A 21,324-nucleotide genomic window follows, 5' to 3' on the forward strand; every position below is an offset into this window, starting at 1 on the left:
CGTTAAAAATTAGCATTATAATAAACTAAGGAGAGCCAAATTGAAATTTATTTTACTAATTTTTGTGTTTTATAAATAAATATTCAGAAAAATTAGGTCATACAGCAATATAATATATTATGAAATTTCAAAATACATCCAAATTCGTTTGGTCTCTGTTGATTCTCGCTTTATGTTCGAATGGATTGAAAAGCCAGGACAAATTCCCTGACGGAACGGCAATCCCAAAATGGTTCAAAGAAAACAAACCGACAGATATCAACAAATTAGGCAAAAAATACATCCTGACAGCCAATGGAATGAAGAACGACAGCACGATTCTTCAGACCAAAGAACTTCAAGCGGTTATTGATTTGGCGGCTAAAAATGGTGGTGGAGTTGTAGTGGTTCCGAAAGGAACTTTTCTCATCAGTTCAGTTTTCTTCAAACAGGGAACACATTTACACTTAGAAAATGGAGCGAAATTAAAAGGAAGTGACGACATCAATGATTTTCCGGTAGTCACAACAAGAATGGAAGGTCAGACGGTAAAGTATTTTCCTGCTTTAATTAATGCAGACGGATTAGACGGTTTCACAATTTCTGGAAAAGGAACGCTCGACGGAAACGGTTTGCGATTCTGGAAATCATTCTGGAAAAGACGAGAATGGAATCCTAAATGCACCAATATGGACGAAATGAGACCTAGAATTCTCTATGTTTCAAATTCTAAAAACATTCAGATTGAAGGGATTACCATTAAAAATTCACCTTTCTGGAGCACGCATTATTATAAAACTGATTTTGTTAAACTATTAAATCTGACAATCTTAGCTCCAAAAGAACCCGTAAAAGCACCAAGTACAGATGCGGTTGACATCGATGCTTGTACCAATTTCTTAATTAAAAATTGCTATATGTCAGTCAACGACGACGCAATTGCATTGAAAGGAGGAAAAGGTCCGAAATCCGATAAAGACCCGAATAACGGTGAAAACAGAAACATCCTTATCGAAGACAACAGCTTCGGATTTTGCCACAGCGTTTTAACTTGCGGAAGTGAATCGATTCATAATTATAATGTGATTCTTCGCAATTCTAAAGTGAACGATGCATCAAGATTATTACACTTAAAAATGCGTCCCGACACGCCACAACATTACGAATATCTTTCGGTTGAAAATATCACAGGAAACGTGAAAACCTTCATATATGTAAAAGGCTGGAATCAGTTTTTTGATTTAAAAGGTGAAGAAAGACCTAAAAAAGGCTTGGCGAACAATATCACAATAAAAAATATTGACATTAGCTGTGAAACTGCGTTCTCAATTGAGAAATCAGACTTATTTGATTTGAAGGATTTCACATTTGAAAATTTCAAAATCAAAGCTTTAAAGCCTGAAATGCAAAATTTAAATAACATTCAGAATTTAAAGCAAAAAAATATCAATGTGACCCAAGTGACTTCTCTCACGCAATCTTACGACAAAAAAGACGATTCAGATATTTCTGCTAAATGAGTTTTTATTCCAAAATATTCGTTCTTCTATGCTTTTGCTCACAGTTTCTGCATGCTCAATCTAAGGAAATCCAATTCCTGAGCGGGACAGATTCTGAGCATACCAAAGAATGGGATTTTTGGATAACCGGAGGAAAAAAATCCGGAAGTTGGGACAAAATTCAGGTTCCTTCACAATGGGAACAGCAGGGATTTGGCTCGTACAATTACGGCAGAGATTACGTAACCTATGGTAAGAATTTTAAATTCAATGATGAAGTTGGCTTATATAAACACAAATTTTCAGTTCCCAATTCGTGGAAAGGAAAATCAGTCAACATCGTTTTCGAAGGTTCGATGACCGACACGGAAGTTAAAATTAATGGGAAATTGGCCGGAGAAATTCATCAGGGCGCTTTTTATGAATTTAAATATGATATTTCTGACAAATTAATTTACGGAAAAGAAAATATTCTGGAAGTCAAAGTTTCAAAAATGTCTGCCGACAAATCGGTCAACAATGCAGAACGTCTGGCTGATTATTGGGTTTTAGGTGGGATTTTCCGACCTGTTTATCTAGAAGCCAACCCTAAAGAAAATATTTCATCAACATCCATTGATGCCAAAGCAGACGGGACTTTCCGTTCTAATATTCATTTAAAAGGAATCAATTCTGTCAACAATTTAAAGGTCGAGATTTTTGATGCTAAAAATATCTTAGTTGGAGAATCTCAGATTACCATTCAAGAAGGAGATACTTTAAAACAGATTCAATTCTCCGTTAAAAATCCAAAACTCTGGACAGCTGAAACGCCCAATTTATACAAAGCCAAATTCAGTTTAAATAAAAACAGAAAAAACATCTTCCATACCGAAGAAAAATTCGGTTTCCGAACAATTGAAATCCGAAAAGGCGAGGGAATTTACATTAATGGTACCAAAATCAAAATGAAAGGCATCAACCGTCACGTTTGGTGGCCTGAAACCGGAAGAGCGGTCAACAAAAACATTGATTTAATGGACGTTCAGCTCATCAAGGAAATGAATATGAATGCCGTTCGCTGTGCTCATTATCCACCGAATAAATCGTTCTTACAGATTTGTGATTCTTTGGGTTTATATGTTTTGGATGAATTGGCGGGATGGCAAAAAAAATACAGTACCGAAGTTGGCAAAAAGCTCGTGAGAGAAATGGTTACGAGAGATGCCAATCATCCATCCATCATTTTCTGGAGCAACGGAAATGAAGGCGGACATAATTTTGATTTGGATGCAGAATATGCAAAATATGATTTGTCCAACCGTCCTGTAATTCACGCCCATCACAAGCCTGGAAACGCTTTCAACGGAATCGACTGCAATCATTACGAAGATTATTACAGCACCAAAAAAATCCTTGAAGGAGAAAATATTTATATGCCGACTGAGTTTTTGCACGCGCAGGATGACGGCGGTGGAGGAACTTCTCTGGCCGATTATTGGGAACTTCACTGGAATTCCAAAAAAGGTGCGGGTGGTTTTCTCTGGGCATTTGCGGATGAAGGTTTGGTGCGAACTGATTTTAATAATCAACTTGATGTGAATGCGATTAACGCTCCCGATGGAGTGGTCGGCCCGCATCGTGAAAAAGAAGGAAGTTTTTATGCCATCCGTGAAATTTACAGTCCGGTAAAAATTGATTTGAAAACTTTACCGATTGATTTTAATGGAACAATTCCTGTTGAAAACAGATATCATTTTACAAACTTAAATGAATGTCAGTTTGAATGGAAACTTGTCAAATTTAAAACACCATTTTCTTCAGAATCTGGTTTTGATGTACTTCAAAAAGGAAAAGCAGAATCTCCAGACATAAAACCGACTGAAAAAGGAAGTATCAATTTAAATCTTCCTTCAAACTGGAAAGAAAGTGAAGGTTTACTGCTGACTGCAACCGATTCTTTTGGAAAAGAAACCTACACCTGGACTTGGAAAATAAAATCGAACGAGGATATTTCAAAACAATTTTCGAAATCTTTAATCAAAGAATTTCCGGTTTCAGTTATCGAAAATGATTCATTGTTTATTTTAAAATCAGATGAGAAAGAATTTTCATTTGGCAAAAAGGATGGATTGTTAAAATCTGTCATTTTAGATAAAAAAGGCAAAAAAATGACCTTCCGAAACGGACCTGTTTTCGTGAATGGAAAAATGGAATTATCAGCCATAAAAACTTTTGCAGAAGGACAAAATCAAGTCATTCAGGTTTCTTACAAAGACGGGAAAAAAGCCGTTTGGAAATTAAATCCGAATGGGATTTTAGAATTGAATTATGAATATTCGCCTGCCGGAGATTATCAGTTTGCGGGCATAAGTTTTGACTATCCCGAAAATTACGTCATCGGCGCAAAATGGCTCGGCAAAGGTCCATATCACGTTTGGAAAAACAGAACGCAAGGACAGACTTATAACGTTTGGCAAAATCTGAAAAACTCAACTCGGACAGGTTTTTCACCTTGGATTTATCCTGAATTTAAAGGCTATTTTGACGATATTTCGTGGTTCCAATTGAATACTGCGGAAGGAAAAATCACGGTCGGAACGAAAGAAGAAAAAATGTTCGTCAGACTCTTTGATTTTTATGGAATTTACGGCGCAGAAGGTTATCCGAAATTGCCGACCGGAAATATCTCTTTTCTCGATGCGATTCCACCGTTGGGAACAGCTTTGGCGTTTAACATTAATAATGACACTTCAACTTTAGGTCCTGAAAGTGAACCAAATCATTTGAACGGAACTTTTAAAAGAACACTGTATTTCTACTTTGGTCTACCGGATTTGGGAGATGAAAATAAGCAGTTTACAATGCCGAAAGAAAATATTTTAACAGATTAAGATGCAGAACTGGATAAAATTTTTGATGCTGTTTTTAGGTTCGTTTTTGTTCGCGCAACAGACGAGTTTCAAGTTTGATTTTGGTACAGACAGAACCGCAAACGGATTTATTTCCATAACATCAACCTCAAAATTTGATAAAAAAATCGGCTACGGTTTTATGGATATTTCCGGTTTGAAATCTGTTGATAATGGCGGAAATGCTTTGACGGGAGATTTTATAACCAGCGACAAAACGTTTTATTTTTCAGTTGCAATTCCTGAGGGAAATTATAATATTACATTAAATCTTGGTGATTCAAAAGGGAGTTCGGAAACAACCGTGCGAGTAGAAAACCGCCGTTTGATGCTGAATGATATTAAAACGAAAAAAGGTGAAATCCTAGAAAAACAAATCACAGTTCACGTTAAAGACAGCATCATCCGAAATCAGGACGGAACTCAAATCGGAATTGTAAAACTGAAACCAAGAGAACGAAAATATCTGCATTGGGACAATTTGCTAACGATTGAATTCAATGACAAAGCTCCGAAAGTTTGTTCGGTTCTTATTCAGCCCAATAAAACGGCAAAAACCATTTATCTGACCGGCGATTCCACGGTTGTAGATGCGCAGTACGAACCTTGGGCGTCGTGGGGACAGATGTTGCCGTATTTTTTTGTTCCGAATGAAGTCGTGATTGCCAATTATGCTGAAAGCGGAGAAACCCTCAAAGCCTTTGAAGACCGCCATCGAATCAATAAAATCTGGAATAAAATAAAGCCTAGAGATTATCTGTTCATTCAGTTTGGTCACAACGATCAAAAAGCGGGCAACAGTATAAAATCCGGTTACAGAAAAAGATTGAAAGAATGGATTTTAAAAGCAAAAGAACTGGGAGCAATTCCTGTTTTGGTTACCTCAATGAATCGCAGAGTTTTTGACGAAAATAGTAAAATCGTCAATACTTTAGATGATTTCCCTGATGCGATGCGTGAAATTGCAATAGAAGAAAAAGTCGATTTAATCGATTTGAATACTTTGAGCAAAACCCTATTCGAAGCTATGGGACCGGAGGAAGCAAAGAAAGCATTCGTGCATTATCCCGCAAATTCTTATCCCAATCAGCCGACCGCTTTGGCGGATGATACGCACTTCAATACTTACGGGGCTTACGAATTGGCGAAGTGTGTAGTGAAATCTATCATTGACCAAAATTTACCTTTAAAGAAATATATTTCAAAAATTGATAAAAATTTTAACCCAAATAAACCTGATAAAATTAAAGAGTTCCACTGGCCGGAATCTGTTTTTATGGAATCTTTAAAGCCTGATGGGAATTAGGATTTAAGAGTGATTCTCAAAGAAATTTTGTTTCCCCCAACCCTAAAGGGAGCAAAATTTCTGTGAAGAGTTCAACAAAATTACTCCCTTTAGGGTTGGGGAAATAATTTAGATGAAATAGGTAAGTCCTGAAAGGACGTTATCAAAAGCATTGGGTGAAGCCCAATGATAAAGTGAAAGAAATTGTGAACGAGCCCTGAAAGGGCGAAATCGTGATATAGCCTAGAAGAAAATCAAAGATTTTCAAAACTAATGTGTTCTTCTAAACAGTCGAATTACTCACTTAAAAATAACTTATGTGTCCAAAATCTTTTGTGACTTTTGTGGTTAATTTTAACTGTGGTTAAATTAAAAAAGTAAAAATGAATATCAAAAATATCATAAAACTCAGTCTCATCTGTTTTGCCTTCGGAAATCTCTCGGCACAAAACCCATGGCCAAAAACTACCGAGACCGCAAAACCTTGGACGCGGTGGTGGTGGATGGGAAATGCTGTCGACGAAAAAGGATTGGATAAGCAACTCACTACTTTAAATAAAGCGGGTTTCGGAGGCGTAGAAATTGTTCCTATTTACGGCGCAAAAGGTTTCGAAAAACAATATCTTAATTACTTGTCTCCGGAATGGATGAAAATGCTTCAGTTCACGACCAACAAAGCAAAAAGTCTGAGTATGGGCGTTGATATGTCGGTAGGAACAGGTTGGCCTATTGGCGGACCGCAGGTTGATGAACAGGATGCAGCGACAAAAATGATTGTTCAGACGTATACGATTGCATCAAGTGAAAAATTTTCAGATAAAATCGTTTTGAAAGACGAGAAACAGAAGAATTTAAAAACAATAAAACTCGATGTTGTTACAGCTTACAATGAAAAAAATGAAGCTGTAGTTTTAACGGATAAAATCAATACTAATGGAACTTTAAACTGGAAGCCAAGTTCAGGAAAATGGACTATTTACGCAGTTTTTGTCGGTAAAACTTTACAAAAAGTGAAACGTGCTGCTCCTGGCGGCGAAGGTTACACTTTAGACCACTTTTCGCCGGACGCGACAAAGGATTATCTGAAAACTTTTGATAAGGCGTTTGGAAATTCCAACTACGGAATCAGGTCTTTTTTCAATGACAGTTACGAGGTTTACAACGCCGATTGGGCGTCGGATTTTTTAAATGAATTCAAAAAAAGAAGAGGCTATGATTTAAGTCCGTTCATCAAATATCTCGTGAGTAACGAGGAAAATGAAACTGCAGGAAGGGTAAAATCGGATTATAGAGAAACTCTGAATGAACTGATTTTAAATAATTTTACCAAAGATTTTACCAACTGGGCGCATTCCAAAAACTCTAAAAATACCAATCAGGCACACGGTTCGCCGGGGAATTTGTTGGATTTATACGCAGCAGTTGACATTCCTGAATCTGAAACTTTTGGAAGTTCGATTTTTGAAATTCCAGGTTTGAAAAGAGATACTGCGGACATTCAGAAATCAGATATGCCGGATTTCAATATGCTGAAATTTGCTTCTTCGGCAGCAAATGTGACAGGCAAAAAATTAACTTCCAACGAAACTTTTACCTGGCTGACAGAGCATTTCAAAACCTCGTGGTCACAGGCCAAACCGGAAGTAGAGCAGGTGTTTTTATCGGGAATCAACCACGTTTTTTATCACGGTACGACTTATACTCCGGCTGATGTGAAGTTTCCTGGATGGTTGTTTTATGCGTCCGTAAATTTCGTTCCTGAAAACAGTTTATGGCCACATCTGAAAGGATTAAATTCTTATATTGAACGCACGCAATCTGTTTTGCAAAGCGGGAAATCGGATAACGAACTGTTGATGTACTGGCCGATTTATGACCAATGGGCGAGTCCGAAAGGGAAGGATGTGACGTTCAAAGTTCATAATGTGGAAAAATGGTTGGTGCCGTCCCCGATGTACGAAAATATGAATAAGCTCAGTAAAATGGGGTATTCTCTCGATATGATTTCGGATAAAATGATTGACGAATCAAAGTCGGAAAATCAGAAAATTCAGGTTTCGAAAGAAGGCTCAGCTTATCAGGTTTTAATTATTCCTGAACTGACGTATCTGCCGGAATCTACTTTAAAAAGCATAATAGATTTAGCTCAAAACGGCGCATCAATCATCTTTCAAAACGAACCGAAAGATATTCCCGGAAACTTTGAAGTCGAAAAAAGAAGAACGCAGTTAAAGTCTTTATGGAATCAAATTTTGTTTCAAAACCAAGATGGTAATTTGAAATTTGCTAACGTTGGTAAAGGAAAAATTGTTTTAAGTTCTGATGTTGCGAAAGCTTTGGAATATTTAAAAATTGAAAGAGAAAAACTGACCGATACTGGGTTGAAATTTGTGAGAAGACAATTTGACGGCGGAAAATATTATTACATCGTCAACCACACTTCAAAGGAAATCAATCAAAATATTCCTTTAAATTTTACAGGAAAGCAAGTCACTTTGATGAATCCTGAAAATGGAAATTTTGGAATTGGTGAAATACAGAATAATTCGGTTAGAATTCAACTAAAATCTGGTGAATCTTTAATTATAAAAGCTTCCGAAAATACAGATAATTCAATTGCAAAATGGCATTACAGTGAAAAAACCGATGCGCCGATTGCTTTAAATCAACTTTGGCAACTGACTTTCAAGGAAGGTGGCCCGGAACTTCCAAAATCAAAAACTTTGAAGAAACTAGAACCTTGGACAAACTTCACAGAAGATTCTTCAACACAGAGTTTTTCAGGAACCGGAATTTACACGACTACTTTAAAATTAAAAAACAAAAACGCTGACGATTACCTTTTGAAATTTGATAAGCTCTACGAAAGTGCAACAGTGATTGTCAACGGTCAAGACGCAGGGATTGTCTGGAGTATTCCGTATGAAATCAACATCGGAAAATATCTTAAGAAAGGAAAAAACACTATTAAAATCGAGGTTTGTAACTTGATGGCGAACCGAATCCGTGATATGGACCAAAAGAAAATCCAATGGCGAAATTACCACGAAATCAATTTTGTGAATATTAACTACAAGCCGTTTGACGCATCCAATTGGAAAGTGCAACCTTCAGGTTTGGATGGCGAAATTCAATTAATTCCAATACATTATTCAAAATAAATTTTAGGATTATAAGATTTGAAACTTTGTGTTCTTATTTAAGTGAAACGCCTTTGTGTAACTTAAAAACATTTAGTAGTAAAAAAAAACTTTGCGGACTTTGCGTTAAAAATTATTAAGAAAACAGATAAATAGAATATGAACTCGAAAATTCAAGAATTCAAAAAATAAAACATTAGAAATGAGTACTAAAAATATCATAAAAATATTCGCATTAGGAACTTTACTGACCTTCAGTTTTTCCACTGCCCAGCAGAAACCAAAAGTCGTGTTAGACAACTTTTTCAACAACGAAAAAAAGGAAAACAAGGAAACCAAAGTCCTAGAATCGTGGCATTACACTTGGAATGACACCAGTAACGGCGGGTTTTCTTTGTTGGGGGAAATCTTTACAAAACAGGGCGCAGAAATCAGTATGCTCACAACTGCTCCAACAAAAAAAGATTTGAAAAACGCTAATATTTACATCATCGTAGATGCCGATATTGACAAAGAAGCGTACGGCGGAAAGGCGAATCTGATTGACCCGACAAGCATCAAAAACCTGACAGAATGGGTGAAAAAAGGCGGTGTTTTGGTTTTAATGAGCAACGATAAAGGAAATTCTGAGTTTGAACATTTCAATAAACTGGCACAGGAATTCGGAATTCATTTCAATGAAGACAGTTATAACAGAGTACAGAAAAGGGAATTTGAGCAGGGAAAAGTAATGGTTCCAGCAGGAAATGAAATTTTTTCTGAGCAGAAATTATATATGAAAGAAGTCGCAACAGTTTCCGTGAAAAGTCCGGCGAAAGAATTGCTGTCTGCGGAAGGTAAAAACATCGCAGCCATCGCAAAAATTGGCAAAGGGACGATTTTCGCATTGGGTGACCCTTGGTGCTACAACGAGTACATCGACGGCAAAAAGTTACCCGCAGATTTTACGAATTATCAGGGAACTGAGGAATGGGTGAAGTGGCTGTTGAAGCAGACCGCCAAGAAATAATTAAAGGTGTGCAATCGGTTGAAGCGGTTTGGTAAATTTTATTTGGAAAGCTTTATCCGCCTGTAATTTATCCTGAGCTTGTCGAAGGACTCCCGCTTTTTTGTTCGTCGTTTCTCCTCACAAAAAGAGCTCCGTTCAAGTCGGGCTGCGAGAGATTCGATGTGAAAATCCTTGTCAAGGTTTTTAAACCTTGACAAGGATAAAAATCAAAAGGAACGTGCTTTAGCACGTTTATAAATCAAAATAGAAAATAGGCTTTAGCCAAAACTTATAAAATCAAAGAATTATGAATGTAAAATTCAAATTTATTTTAGGTGCAATTCTTTTTTCAGAACTCCTGTCTGCACAAAGACAAATGGAATATCTGAAACGAGGAATTGTTGCCATACCTTCAGATTCAGGCGTTTTTGTGAGTTGGCGTTTGCTCGGTACTGAAGCTCAAAATACCCATTTTGATTTGTACCGAACTGAAAATAACTCAACCAAAAAGCTGAACGAAAAACCACTTTCAAACGAGACGAATTTTTTAGATAAAACCGCTGACAAAGCAAAGAACTATACCTATTTCGTCAAATCAAATACACAAGATAAATCGGTTGATATCGATTCTGCAAAATATGTAGCCAATCAAAAACCTTATTTTTCAATTCCTTTGAAAACGTCTGCAGGTTATACGCCAAATGACGCGTCAGTAGCCGATTTGGATGGCGACGGCGAGTATGAAATCATTCTTCATCAAACCGGAAGGTCAAAAGACAACAGCCAAAAAGGAGAGACAGACCCGCCAATTATTCAAGCTTATAAAATGGATGGAAAGCTTTTGTGGGAAATTAATTTAGGGAGAAATATTAGGGAAGGTGCGCATTACACGCAATTTTTGGTGTATGATTTAGACCAGGACGGCAAAGCTGAAATCGTAATGAAAACCGCCGACGGAAGCAAAGACGGTAAAGGGAAATTCATAGGCGACCCGACAAAAAATTACGTCAATGAGAACGGAATGATTCTCTCCGGACAGGAATATCTGACGGTTTTTGATGGACAAACAGGCGCAGAAATTAGCACGGTGAATTATCAAGTTCCAAGATTTGGGGGCAGTTTAAATCCAACCAACGAACAAATGACTGAAACCTGGGGCGATGCAAAAGGAAACCGTATTGACCGATTTTTGGGAGCGGTGGCTTATTTGGACGGCAAAACACCGAGTGTGATTATGTCGAGAGGGTATTACACTAGAACAGCGATTGCAGCCTGGGATTATAAAGATAAAAAACTCAGTTTGCGATGGCTTTTTGATACAGAAAGTTCAGAAGATAATAAACAATACCGTGGCCAAGGAAATCATAACCTGACCATTGCAGATGTTGATAACGACGGAAAAGATGAAATTGTTTTCGGAGCAATGACAGTCGATGATGACGGAAAAGTGTTGAACAGCACAGGTTACGGTCACGGCGATGCGTTGCACGTTGGAGATTTCGATCCTTCAAATCCAGGATTGGAAATTTTTGATATTCAGGAAAGATTTGATGATGCGGGAGCACATTTCAGAGATGGGAAAACTGGAAAAGTGTTATGGAAATTACCATCTACAGTTTATAGCAAACAAGGCAAATTCCAAGGTCCGGGAAGAGGTTTATCTTTAAATGTTGACCCTCGTTGTGAAGGTTCAGAATCCTGGGCAGCCGGAGCCGGACTGAAAGGAATTTATAATACGAAAGGAAAAAAAATTAGCGAGAAAAACCCAATTGCAAATATGGGAATTTATTGGGATGGTGATTTTTTAAGTGAAATTTTAGATGGAACCAACGTCTCAAAATGGGATTGGAAAAACGAAAAGTCAAACGTGATTTTTGATGCTAAAAATTTCCAGTGTGAATCGAATAACGGAACGAAGAAAAATCCGGCTTTAGTCGCAGATTTATTCGGAGATTGGCGTGAAGAAGTAATATACAGAACAGCCGATAATCAGGAATTAAGAATTTTTTCTACAACAATTCCGACGAAACATAGATTATATACTTTGATGCACAACCCTCAATACCGTTTGAGCATCGTATGGCAAAATGTAGGCTATAATCAGCCACCACATACCGATTATTATTTGGATGAATCGATTAAGAAAATGCCAAAACCGAATATTTCAACTGTAACTCTAAAAAAATAAAATCATTAATGAAAATCAAATTCATCATCCCAATTATTGCTTTGGTCATCCTGATTGGAGAATCATTTCAAAAACTTCAGGATAAACCGGTGCTTTATATCATCGGAGATTCTACGGTTCAAAACGGTTCGGGGAAAGGCTCGGATTCGCTTTGGGGCTGGGGGAGTTTTATGAATCTTTTCTTAGATACTACAAAAATTGAGATTCAGAATCATGCAAAAGGTGGCAGAAGCAGCAGAACTTTTATAACAGAAGGTCGTTGGGATTCTATTATGAAAACCATTAAAAAAGGCGATTATGTTTTGATGCAATTCGGTCATAACGATGGTGGTGCATTGGATGATACTTTGAGGGCAAGAGGTACGATAAAAGGAATCGGAGATGAGTCTAAAGATATCTATAATCCAATCAGGAAAGTAAATGAGACGGTTTACACGTATGGTTATTACATGAGGAAATATGCGAATGAGGTGAAATCTAAAGGTGCAATTCCAATCATCGTTTCACCAATTCCAAGAAATAAATTTAACGAAAAAAGCAAAATTGAAAAAGATCAGTACGGAATCTGGTCGCAAGAAGTTGCTCAACAGACCGGGGCTTATTTTTTAGATTTAAATGCAATGGTTATCGAGAAATATGAGAAAATGGGAGCTGAGAAAGTAAAAGCTTTCTTCCCTAAAGACCATACGCATACCAATGAAGCGGGAGCCATTCTCAATGCTGAGTTGGTAGCAAAAGGCATTCAGGATTTAAAGAAATGTGAACTCAGGAATTATTTAAAAAGAAAATAAAAATAAATATATACTTATGAGAAAACTATTAACAGCGAGTTTTTTTGCACTAATTATCGGAGGAATGACTTCGTGTTCGGTACAGAAGAATGCTTCGGCAAGCAAAGTAGTAGAACTTCCCAACAAAAAAGAAGTTTTGGAGGTTTCGAGAAGAGCCAATCAATATTTTATGAACAAGTGGCCGGATACGGGCAAAGACATTGTCGGCAAAAAAGTTTGGCCAAGTAATTTGTGGACGCGCGCGGTTTACTATGAAGGATTGATTGCTTTGTACAAAGTTGACCCTAAGAAAGAATATTACGATTATGCAATGTCTTGGGCAAATAATCACAAATGGGACTTAATGCGCGGTACATACACGAGAAATGCCGATCATCAGGCTTGCGGGCAAACTTATATCGACCTTTATGAAATTGATGGAAGAAAGCATCCTGAAAGAATTAAAAACATAAAAGCCTCGATGGATAGTATGATTGCTACTCCAAAAGTAGACGATTGGTGGTGGATTGATGCACTTCAAATGTCAATGTCGATTTTCACGAAATTAGGTAGAATCACAGGTGAGCAAAAGTATTTCGATAAAAATTACGAAATGTATGCCTACACAAAGTACAAGCACGGAGGAAATGGTTTGTACAATCAGGCAGACAAAATCTGGTGGAGAGATAAAAGTTTTGTTCCACCTTACAAAGAACCGAATGGTGAAGATTGCTACTGGAGCCGTGGAAACGGTTGGGTAGTGGCTGCTTTGGCGAAAACATTGGAAGATACTCCAAAGTCTGACCCTCATTATCAGGAATATTTACAGGATTACAAAGATTTGTTGGCGGCTTTACTTCCTATTCAAAGAGAAGATGGGTTCTGGAATGTGAGTTTACATGACCCAACGAATTTCGGTGGAAAGGAAATGACCGGAACTGCACTTTTCGTTTACGGGATGGCGTATGGCGTGAACAATGGATTAATTGACAGAGAAACCTATTTACCAGTTTTAGTAAAAGCTTGGAATGCAATCGCAAAAGATTCTGTGCAGCCCAACGGATTTTTAGGCTGGGTACAGGGAACAGGAAAAGAACCGAAAGACGGTCAGCCACTTTCTATCAGCAAAGAACCCGATTTTGAAGATTACGGTTTAGGTTGCTTGTTGCTTGCCGGAAGCGAAGTGTATAAATTGAAATAAATTTTTCATTTTTAACCAAATTGAAAGACTTAATGATGAAAATTGTTAAGTCTTTTTTTGTTAATTTAATACTGGATGTCGCTTGTATATTATTAAAAATTGAAGATAATAAAGAATTAACGTTGTTTTCAGCAAAATAATTTAAGTGAAAATATGGTTAAAATCAATATAACTGTCAATAAAACAGTAGGTTGAAAAATATATGCATGACATTAGAAAAAATCTTATTTTTCCAAAAAATTTAAGCATGACACTACAAGATGCGCAATCGATTACATCTTGTTAATTTTCAAACTCAACCAATACAATAAATTTATGAATGCATTATTAGGAGTTTTATTTCATTTTTTGGGAGGCTTTTCTTCGGGAAGTTTTTATTTGCCTTACAAAAAAGTGAAAGGATGGCAGTGGGAAACGTTTTGGTTGATTGGAGGAACCTTCTCATGGATTATTGTTCCGCCATTGGCAGCGTATCTTACCATTCCCGGATTTTGGGATATTATTCAGAATGCGAGTTCATCAATAGTAGGTTTGACCTTTTTATTCGGTGCTTTATGGGGAATCGGCGGCTTTATGTATGGTTTAGGTGTTCGTTATTTGGGCGTCGCATTGGGAAGCAGCATTATGTTGGGGCTTACGATGGTCATTGGCTCACTCGTTCCGTCTATTTTTTATGAATTTTCTCCGCAGGCCGGAAAAGACAATATAGGTTTAATGCTTTCTAGTTCTTGGGGGCAAATGGTGCTTTTAGGACTTTTTGTTTGTGTGATCGGAATTGTCATCAGCGGAAAAGCTGGCGTGATGAAGGATAAGGAACTTCAAAACGAAACTACAACAGATCCACACGGTGTAACAATAAAAACTGAGTATAAATTTGGATTAGGTTTAACGGTAGCCATTATTTCCGGAGTTTTAAGTGCTTGTTTCAATTTCGGTTTAGAAGCAGGAAAGCCAATGGCAATGGTTGCCAACGAAGCTTGGAAAGTTGCCAACCCAAATCAGGGAGAATTCCTTTTTCAGAATAACGTGACGTATATTGTTGTTTTGTGGGGTGGTATGGCTTCTAACCTTATTGGCTGTCTTTACTTAGCTTTTAAAAATAAATCGTATACAGATTATACCAAAAAAAATGTACCTGTAGTAAAAAATATCATTTTCTGTGCATTGGCAGGAACGATGTGGTATCTCCAGTTTTTCTTCTACGGAATGGGAGAAAGCAAAATGGGGAATGGCGCAAGCTCATGGATTTTGCACATGGCATTCATTATCTTAATTGCCAACCTTTGGGGGGTAATCATCAAAGAATGGAAAGGTGTTTCCAAAAAAACAATTATGACCATTTCTGCCGGAATGTTTGTTTTATTGATATCAATTTTAATTGTAGGTTACGGAAATTCATTGAGATAATGATGAGAAGAAAAGCCTTCAAAATGTTTCTCAACAAAGGTTCAGAAGCTGAATATCAAAAACGTCATGAGGAAACCTGGCCAGAAATCAAAGACCTTTTGAAAGATGCCGGTGTTGCCAATTATTCTATCTTTTTAGATGAAGAAACTGGCGTTTTGTTTGGCGTTTTAGACTGTCATGATGAAATTAAATATCAAAATATTCCGCTTCAACCGATTATGCGAAAATGGTGGGATTACATGAAAGATCTGATGCAGACCAACGAAGATAATTCTCCGATAAGCATTTCTTTGACAGAAGTTTTTTATTTAAAATAATTAATAATACATTTTTTAAACAAGCTAAAATATTTTTTTAGAGGTTTATGCGAAATTTAAAAGGCAGCTGATTTTTTTCAGTTGCCTTTTTTGGTAATTGAGTTCAAATTTTGAAAATATAAGATGTTAAAATATGACAAATGTCACACTGGCTGGCAACTTATTTATTTTAAATAATTTATCTAATTTTATAATTAAATTGATAATATATATTGTTTTTATTGTAATAATATATAAATTATTAAGAAAAATTATGAATTTTACAATGCAGGATAAGGCAGGATGCCAAAACATTTGCAACGGTGTACTTTGGTGACAGAAAATAAGTAATGTAAATAAAAATTAATATATGTCTCTAATAATTAAACAGAAGAATTTTAAGCCACTCATCGCACCGCTATTTTTGCTTGCGTCTGGCTTTATGTTCGGACAACAAGCAGCAAGTGATACTGCTAAAGTAGATACTAAAGATATCGAAGAGGTGGTTGTTATCGGTTATGGTAAAGTGAAAAAATCTGACCTTACCGGATCTGTATCTTCTGTCTCTGCAAAAGATTTGGCGGCAACGCCGTCAATGAATGCACTTCAGGCTTTGCAGGGTAGGGCTGCCGGATTAAATATTGTGACGGCTGGTGGTGCTCCCGGAGCAAGTGCCAATGTTACTATTCGTGGTGGTGCTTCTATCACGCAAGGTACAGAACCCTTATATATTGTAGATGGTTTTCAGTTTGATAACGCATTGAACATTATTAACCCCAATGATATTGAAAGTATTGATGTCCTAAAAGGTGCTTCTGCTATCGCCATTTATGGCTCTCGTGGTTCTAATGGTATTATTGTTATTAAGACCAAAACCGGTAAGAAAGGAAGAATGACCATTCAGTACAATTCTTTTATGGCGTTTGATATGCTTTCAAAGAAATTGGATATGATTTCAAATGCCGAACAGTATGTAAAATATCAATATGAAATGGCTCAGCTTCAGGGTAAAACTACCCAGTGGAGTAATGTTTTTGATAATAGTCTAGGTATAGATTCACCTGGATTTTATACAGGTGCTTTTAACAGGATTAGTAACCGTTACGCATCAGCACCGGCATTAGATTGGCAGGAAAAAATGCTTGGAGGGAGCGGACTTACTCAAAACCATAACGTTAATGTTTCTGCGGGTACAGATAAAACGCAGTTTTTTTAAGTTATAATTACAATAAGCAGCAAGGTTTGCTACAAAACTTCAGCGAAACAAGAAATTCATTACGTGCAAATATCAATTCTGAATTATATAAAGGGGTAAGGTTAGACTTCAGCTCTATGTTTACTTCAAACTCTGTGAACGGAGGAGGAGCTTATTCGGGAATGAAAAAGATTCTTCTTCAGCCTATCACAGGAGGAACTTTGTTTAATCAAGATCAGTTATTCAATACGCAAACATTTGGTGATTTCTCAAGTTTAGATTCTTCTTTCGATACAGAAAATCCATATATAGAAACTGCAGCATCTACTTCAAACAGACGTGTGAGAACATTTTTGGCTAACGTAGGTCTTGAGTTTGATTTAATGAAAGGTTTAACATTTAGAACCGCAGGATCTTATAACTGGACGAACAGTAAATCTACTTCGTTCTCAGATAAAAATTCCCGTGCATTTCTTACAGACCCTGTTAATACCGGGATTAATGGGAGTATAGGTAATTCTGAAGCATACAGATATCAAATCACCAATACTTTAACCTATAATAAAACTTTTGGTGAGAAACATAGAATTACTGCTTTAATTGGTAATGAAATAATCTATCAGGAAAGTGAAAGCAGTAGCATGAGACTGATAAAATTCCCTACTATTTTAAATTATGGTTTAGATGATATTACCAATGCTACAGTGGCTGATAAAGATGCAGATAAATCTAGCAATTCTCTAATATCATATTTTGGACGTATCAACTACAGTTATGATAATCGCTATCTTGTAACCGGAACTATTCGTAGAGATGGCTCGTCAAAATTTGGTCCAGGTAATAAATTTGGAGTATTTCCATCCGCAGCTTTTGCTTGGAGAACTTCTGAAGAGGGCTTTTGGAAAAATTCTAAAATTGAAGATTATATCAATGATTTAAAATTCAGATTTGAATATGGAATTGTTGGAAATAACAGTATACCAAACAACGTATTCAGAACCAATGTGGTAGGGACCGATTATCCTTCGAATAATACAGTAGGGAATTTAGCTTTGGTCACAAGCAGTGTTTTAGGTAATCTTAGTGTACAGTGGGAAGAGATGAAATCTACAAACATAGGAGTAGATCTTGCTTTATTTAACAACAGAATTAAATTAACTTCTGAATGGTATAATAACAATGTAAGTGGTATGTTGTTGGAAACTGTGCTTCCTGCGTCTACAGGATATAAAAGTAATTTTGAGAATGTAGGCTCTATGGTAAACCGAGGTATGGAATTTACTTTGAATTCTGTCAACTTAAAATCTGAAAACTTCAGATGGTCTACCGATGCTAATATTGGATTTAATAAGTCAAAAGTGTTGTCATTAGAAGAGGGAAGAACTTCTAGACCTTTCGCTGCGGGAGGCAACAGAGCTGGAACGGTAACGTATTATGCAACCGTTGGAGAAGAATTAGGAGACATGTACGGATATGTTTACCAAGGAATATATACTACTGATGATTTTACTCAGGCAGGAAACGGAACATTGACATTGAAGCCCGGAGTTGTGAAACCGGCTTCCGGAACACCTAAACCTGGAGATATCAAGTTTGCTGCAGATAATGAAGCAGGAGATCAGTTTACCAGAAAAATGGTAAAAATAGGAAATGGTACACCAGATTTTATTGGTGGTCTTAGCAATAACTTTTCTTACAAAGGATTTGATTTAGCAGTCTTTTTGAAATTCAGTGTGGGTGGTGATGTTTATAATGCAACTAAGCACAGTATGAGTCCTTATGCTTTATTCCAAAATGTACCTTCAGAATTTGGAGACAATTTTTATCATGTAGTTGATCCCAATACAGGTCAGGCTGCAACAAGTTTGGTGAGATTAAAAGAACTTAACCCTAATGAAAGTGATAGACTTTGGAGCTTAGGCAATACCAATTCTAGCTACATCACTTACCCTTCATCATATTATGTAGAAGATGGTTCTTATTTAAGAGTTTCTATGGTCACTTTGGGTTACTCATTTCCTAAAGAATTCTTAAGTGCTGTTAAATTATCAAATGCACGTATTTATGCTACGGTTAATAATTTAGCGACAATTACAGGATATTCAGGTTTTGATCCGGAAGTTTCTGCAGCAAGTGGTGTAACAGTGACACCGGGATATGATAATTCTTCGTTCCCGAGATCCAGAAGCTATGTGTTGGGAATTAATCTTACTTTTTAATATTTAAATGTTTCGATCATGAAAAATATATTTAATAAACATAATTTAATAAAAAAATTGATCATCGTTCCCGCAATATTGATTGCAGGTCTGGGTGTTAATTCTTGTAGTGATGATTTTTTAAATCAGCCGGCTTATAACTCTTCTGATACAGAATCTGTTTTTAATAATATAGAAACTGCTGATGCCTTTGTTCAGGGTTTATATAGAGGTCTTGTGCCTACCGAAATGTTTTACCAGTTAGGTGCTGGTGACACAGTTACTCACTCTTCTGAAGATGGGTCAACCAATAATTCTAAATATAATATCTGTAATTATCAATATGACTCCAAAACCCCAAATACCATTACAGGAATCTATGCTGCAATGTATGCGGTGATTGAGAGATCTAATATCGCCATCGATCGATTGCCAGATATGCCGGCAAGTGCAAAGCGTGATGCATTATTAGCAGAAGCGAAGGCAATCCGTGCTTTTTGTTACTACAACCTGATTAGGGTGTACGGCGACGTCCCTGCAATTTGGATTCCTTTGGAAGAGGCAGATCCTAACGATCCTAGTACACTATATCCTAAGCGTGCTTCCCGTGATGTTATTTACGATAAAGTCATTGGCGATATACAAGAATCTATTGCTAACATGCCTACTTCTAACGGAACTCCGGAAAGATTAAATAAACAGTCAACCAATGCGCTTTTAGCGAAAATTGCTTTGTATGCTGCAGGATATTCGCTTCGTTGGCCTCTCAATACTTCTACACCGGGTACAATGGCCCGTCGTCCGGATAATGCAAGAGTTCAGCAATTGTATCAAATTGCAGATGCAGCAGCAGCTTCTGTAATTAATGGTGGGACTAACAGCTTGGTGCAGGCATCAGGAGGTAAAAGTGGTTTTGAAGCTCTTTGGTTTAATTTTGACAGAAGAAATTTTGCAGCGGTTAACCAGGAAATGCTTTGGCATATTGCTTCATACGGACCCAATACCAACTCCGCATTTGGAGTTTATGCACACCCGGGTTCAAGAGGAGGAACTTATGGTTCTCGTAAAGCATTACAGTTTATACTTCCAAGTTACTATCTGTCATTTAATGCAGCAGATAAACGTAGAGATGTAGCAACTACTTCTTACAGTATTTATTTCTTAAATGGTGGTGCAGCTACAGATACCTGGGTTGATGTTGGAACTACATACTCTTGTATCATGCCAGGCAAATTTAGAATCTCTTGGTGTGTAGAACCACAAGCTGCAGATTCACGTAATTTGAATATTCCTATCATCAGATATGCTGATGTATTATTAATGTATGCAGAAACACAAAATTATTTAAATAACGGACCTACCGCTCTTGGTATCGCAGCATTACAGGAGGTGAGAAACCGCGCGGGCATAGGTTCTATGGCAATTCCTAGCGGACAGCAAGCATTTGAATCTGCTATTGTTCAGGAACGTAAATGGGAGTTCTCGGACGAATTTATGCTTCGTACAGATTTAATCAGAATGAATCGTATTGCTAGTGAAATTGATGCGACAAGAACAGCAATGAAAAACTTGTCAAACCGTACAGGCCAGTTCGCATCAACTCCAATCTATCGTCTTTACAAGTATCATAAAAATGCGCAGGTTTATGGAGATCCATTCTTGGCTGTGACTTACATTGAACTTACAGATCCTACACAGATTGCACAGGTTCAGGCAGTTCCAACAAGTTCAGCAGGTTACGCAGCTTATCAAGTAACCTTGAAAGCTATAGCCGCAGCAAACGGACAAACTTCAACTACTGATGATAAATGGTATCCTGTAAATATGTTCCAGGCATACACAAGTACATTTAACGGTAACGCAAGAAAAGCTGTAGGATTTACAGCAGGATTTAATGCACTTCAAATTGGTAATATCATTTATACAAAACCAACCGGATCATTTGAAAACGGTGGAGTTTATCCGAACTGGATCGAAGGCGGTGGAGATGGTCTTTTCTACGGATTTGTGCCGAATAAAACAGAATTGCTTCCATTTGCGGCGCAGTCTGCAGGTCACCCAATGATTGACAACCCGAATTTGACACAGCTTCCTGGTTATTAATTAACCAAACTTTTAAAATTTATTTTAAACATTAAGAAGGTTGAAAAATTGATGGTTTCCCTGACAGATTTTTTAAACTTTCTTAATGTTTATATTTTAACACATATCTAATCACAAATATTAATTGAAATTAAACTAAAATAAGTTGTTTTATAAGAGCGGTAATTTTTAAAATTATCAAACG

The 21,324-nt window shown here is 36.9% G+C and carries 13 protein-coding genes; all 13 read left to right on the forward strand.

What is annotated here, in order from left to right:
- Positions 1–119: 119 nt before the first annotated feature.
- The 13 genes from EAG08_RS18640 (at position 120) to EAG08_RS18695 (ending at position 21,140) form a co-directional block, all read left to right on the forward strand.
- The gene (locus EAG08_RS18640; RefSeq protein WP_129536748.1) at positions 120–1,499 is read left to right on the forward strand and encodes a glycoside hydrolase family 28 protein; all 1,380 of its coding nucleotides are present in this window, start codon (positions 120–122) and stop codon (positions 1,497–1,499) included.
- A complete protein-coding gene (locus EAG08_RS18645; RefSeq protein ID WP_129536749.1) occupies positions 1,496–4,351 on the forward strand; it encodes a glycoside hydrolase family 2 protein in 2,856 nt (951 codons plus the stop codon). The genes EAG08_RS18640 and EAG08_RS18645 overlap by 4 nt, the downstream gene beginning before the upstream one ends.
- 1 nt (position 4,352) lies before the next feature.
- Complete coding sequence (locus EAG08_RS18650; protein ID WP_129536750.1) at positions 4,353–5,675, forward strand: rhamnogalacturonan acetylesterase; 1,323 nt, start codon at positions 4,353–4,355, stop codon at positions 5,673–5,675.
- Between the two features lie 362 nt (positions 5,676–6,037).
- Positions 6,038–8,815 (forward strand): glycosyl hydrolase, encoded by a 2,778-nt coding sequence (locus EAG08_RS18655; RefSeq protein ID WP_129536751.1) that lies wholly within the window; start codon positions 6,038–6,040, stop codon positions 8,813–8,815.
- A gap of 181 nt (positions 8,816–8,996) precedes the next feature.
- Complete coding sequence (locus tag EAG08_RS18660; RefSeq protein ID WP_129536752.1) at positions 8,997–9,803, forward strand: lacto-N-biose phosphorylase central domain-containing protein; 807 nt, start codon at positions 8,997–8,999, stop codon at positions 9,801–9,803.
- A gap of 286 nt (positions 9,804–10,089) precedes the next feature.
- On the forward strand, positions 10,090–11,970 hold the full coding sequence (locus tag EAG08_RS18665; protein WP_129536753.1) for a rhamnogalacturonan lyase: 1,881 nt from the start codon (positions 10,090–10,092) through the stop codon (positions 11,968–11,970).
- Positions 11,971–11,978: 8 nt separating this feature from the next.
- Entirely contained in the window at positions 11,979–12,761 is a 783-nt protein-coding gene (locus EAG08_RS18670; protein ID WP_129536754.1) for a rhamnogalacturonan acetylesterase, read from the forward strand.
- A gap of 16 nt (positions 12,762–12,777) precedes the next feature.
- The gene (locus EAG08_RS18675; RefSeq protein ID WP_129536755.1) at positions 12,778–13,941 is read left to right on the forward strand and encodes a glycoside hydrolase family 88 protein; all 1,164 of its coding nucleotides are present in this window, start codon (positions 12,778–12,780) and stop codon (positions 13,939–13,941) included.
- 315 nt (positions 13,942–14,256) lie between these two features.
- Positions 14,257–15,348: an L-rhamnose/proton symporter RhaT gene (rhaT, locus tag EAG08_RS18680; protein ID WP_129536756.1), complete on the forward strand. Its 1,092-nt coding sequence runs from the start codon at positions 14,257–14,259 to the stop codon at positions 15,346–15,348.
- On the forward strand, positions 15,348–15,665 hold the full coding sequence (rhaM, locus tag EAG08_RS18685) for an L-rhamnose mutarotase (protein WP_228446647.1): 318 nt from the start codon (positions 15,348–15,350) through the stop codon (positions 15,663–15,665). Before rhaT ends, rhaM begins: the two co-directional genes overlap by 1 nt.
- 349 nt (positions 15,666–16,014) lie before the next feature.
- Positions 16,015–16,860 (forward strand): TonB-dependent receptor plug domain-containing protein, encoded by an 846-nt coding sequence (locus EAG08_RS22405; RefSeq protein WP_228446648.1) that lies wholly within the window; start codon positions 16,015–16,017, stop codon positions 16,858–16,860.
- Between the two features lie 26 nt (positions 16,861–16,886).
- Complete coding sequence (locus EAG08_RS18690) at positions 16,887–19,058, forward strand: SusC/RagA family TonB-linked outer membrane protein (protein WP_228446649.1); 2,172 nt, start codon at positions 16,887–16,889, stop codon at positions 19,056–19,058.
- 18 nt (positions 19,059–19,076) lie between these two features.
- Positions 19,077–21,140 carry a RagB/SusD family nutrient uptake outer membrane protein gene (locus EAG08_RS18695; RefSeq protein ID WP_129536757.1) on the forward strand — a complete coding sequence of 688 codons (2,064 nt, stop codon included), beginning with the start codon at positions 19,077–19,079 and terminating at the stop codon, positions 21,138–21,140.
- The last annotated feature ends 184 nt before the right edge of the window (positions 21,141–21,324 follow it).

Origin of the sequence: Chryseobacterium sp. 3008163, from assembly GCF_003669035.1 — a bacterium.
Lineage (GTDB): Bacteria > Bacteroidota > Bacteroidia > Flavobacteriales > Weeksellaceae > Chryseobacterium.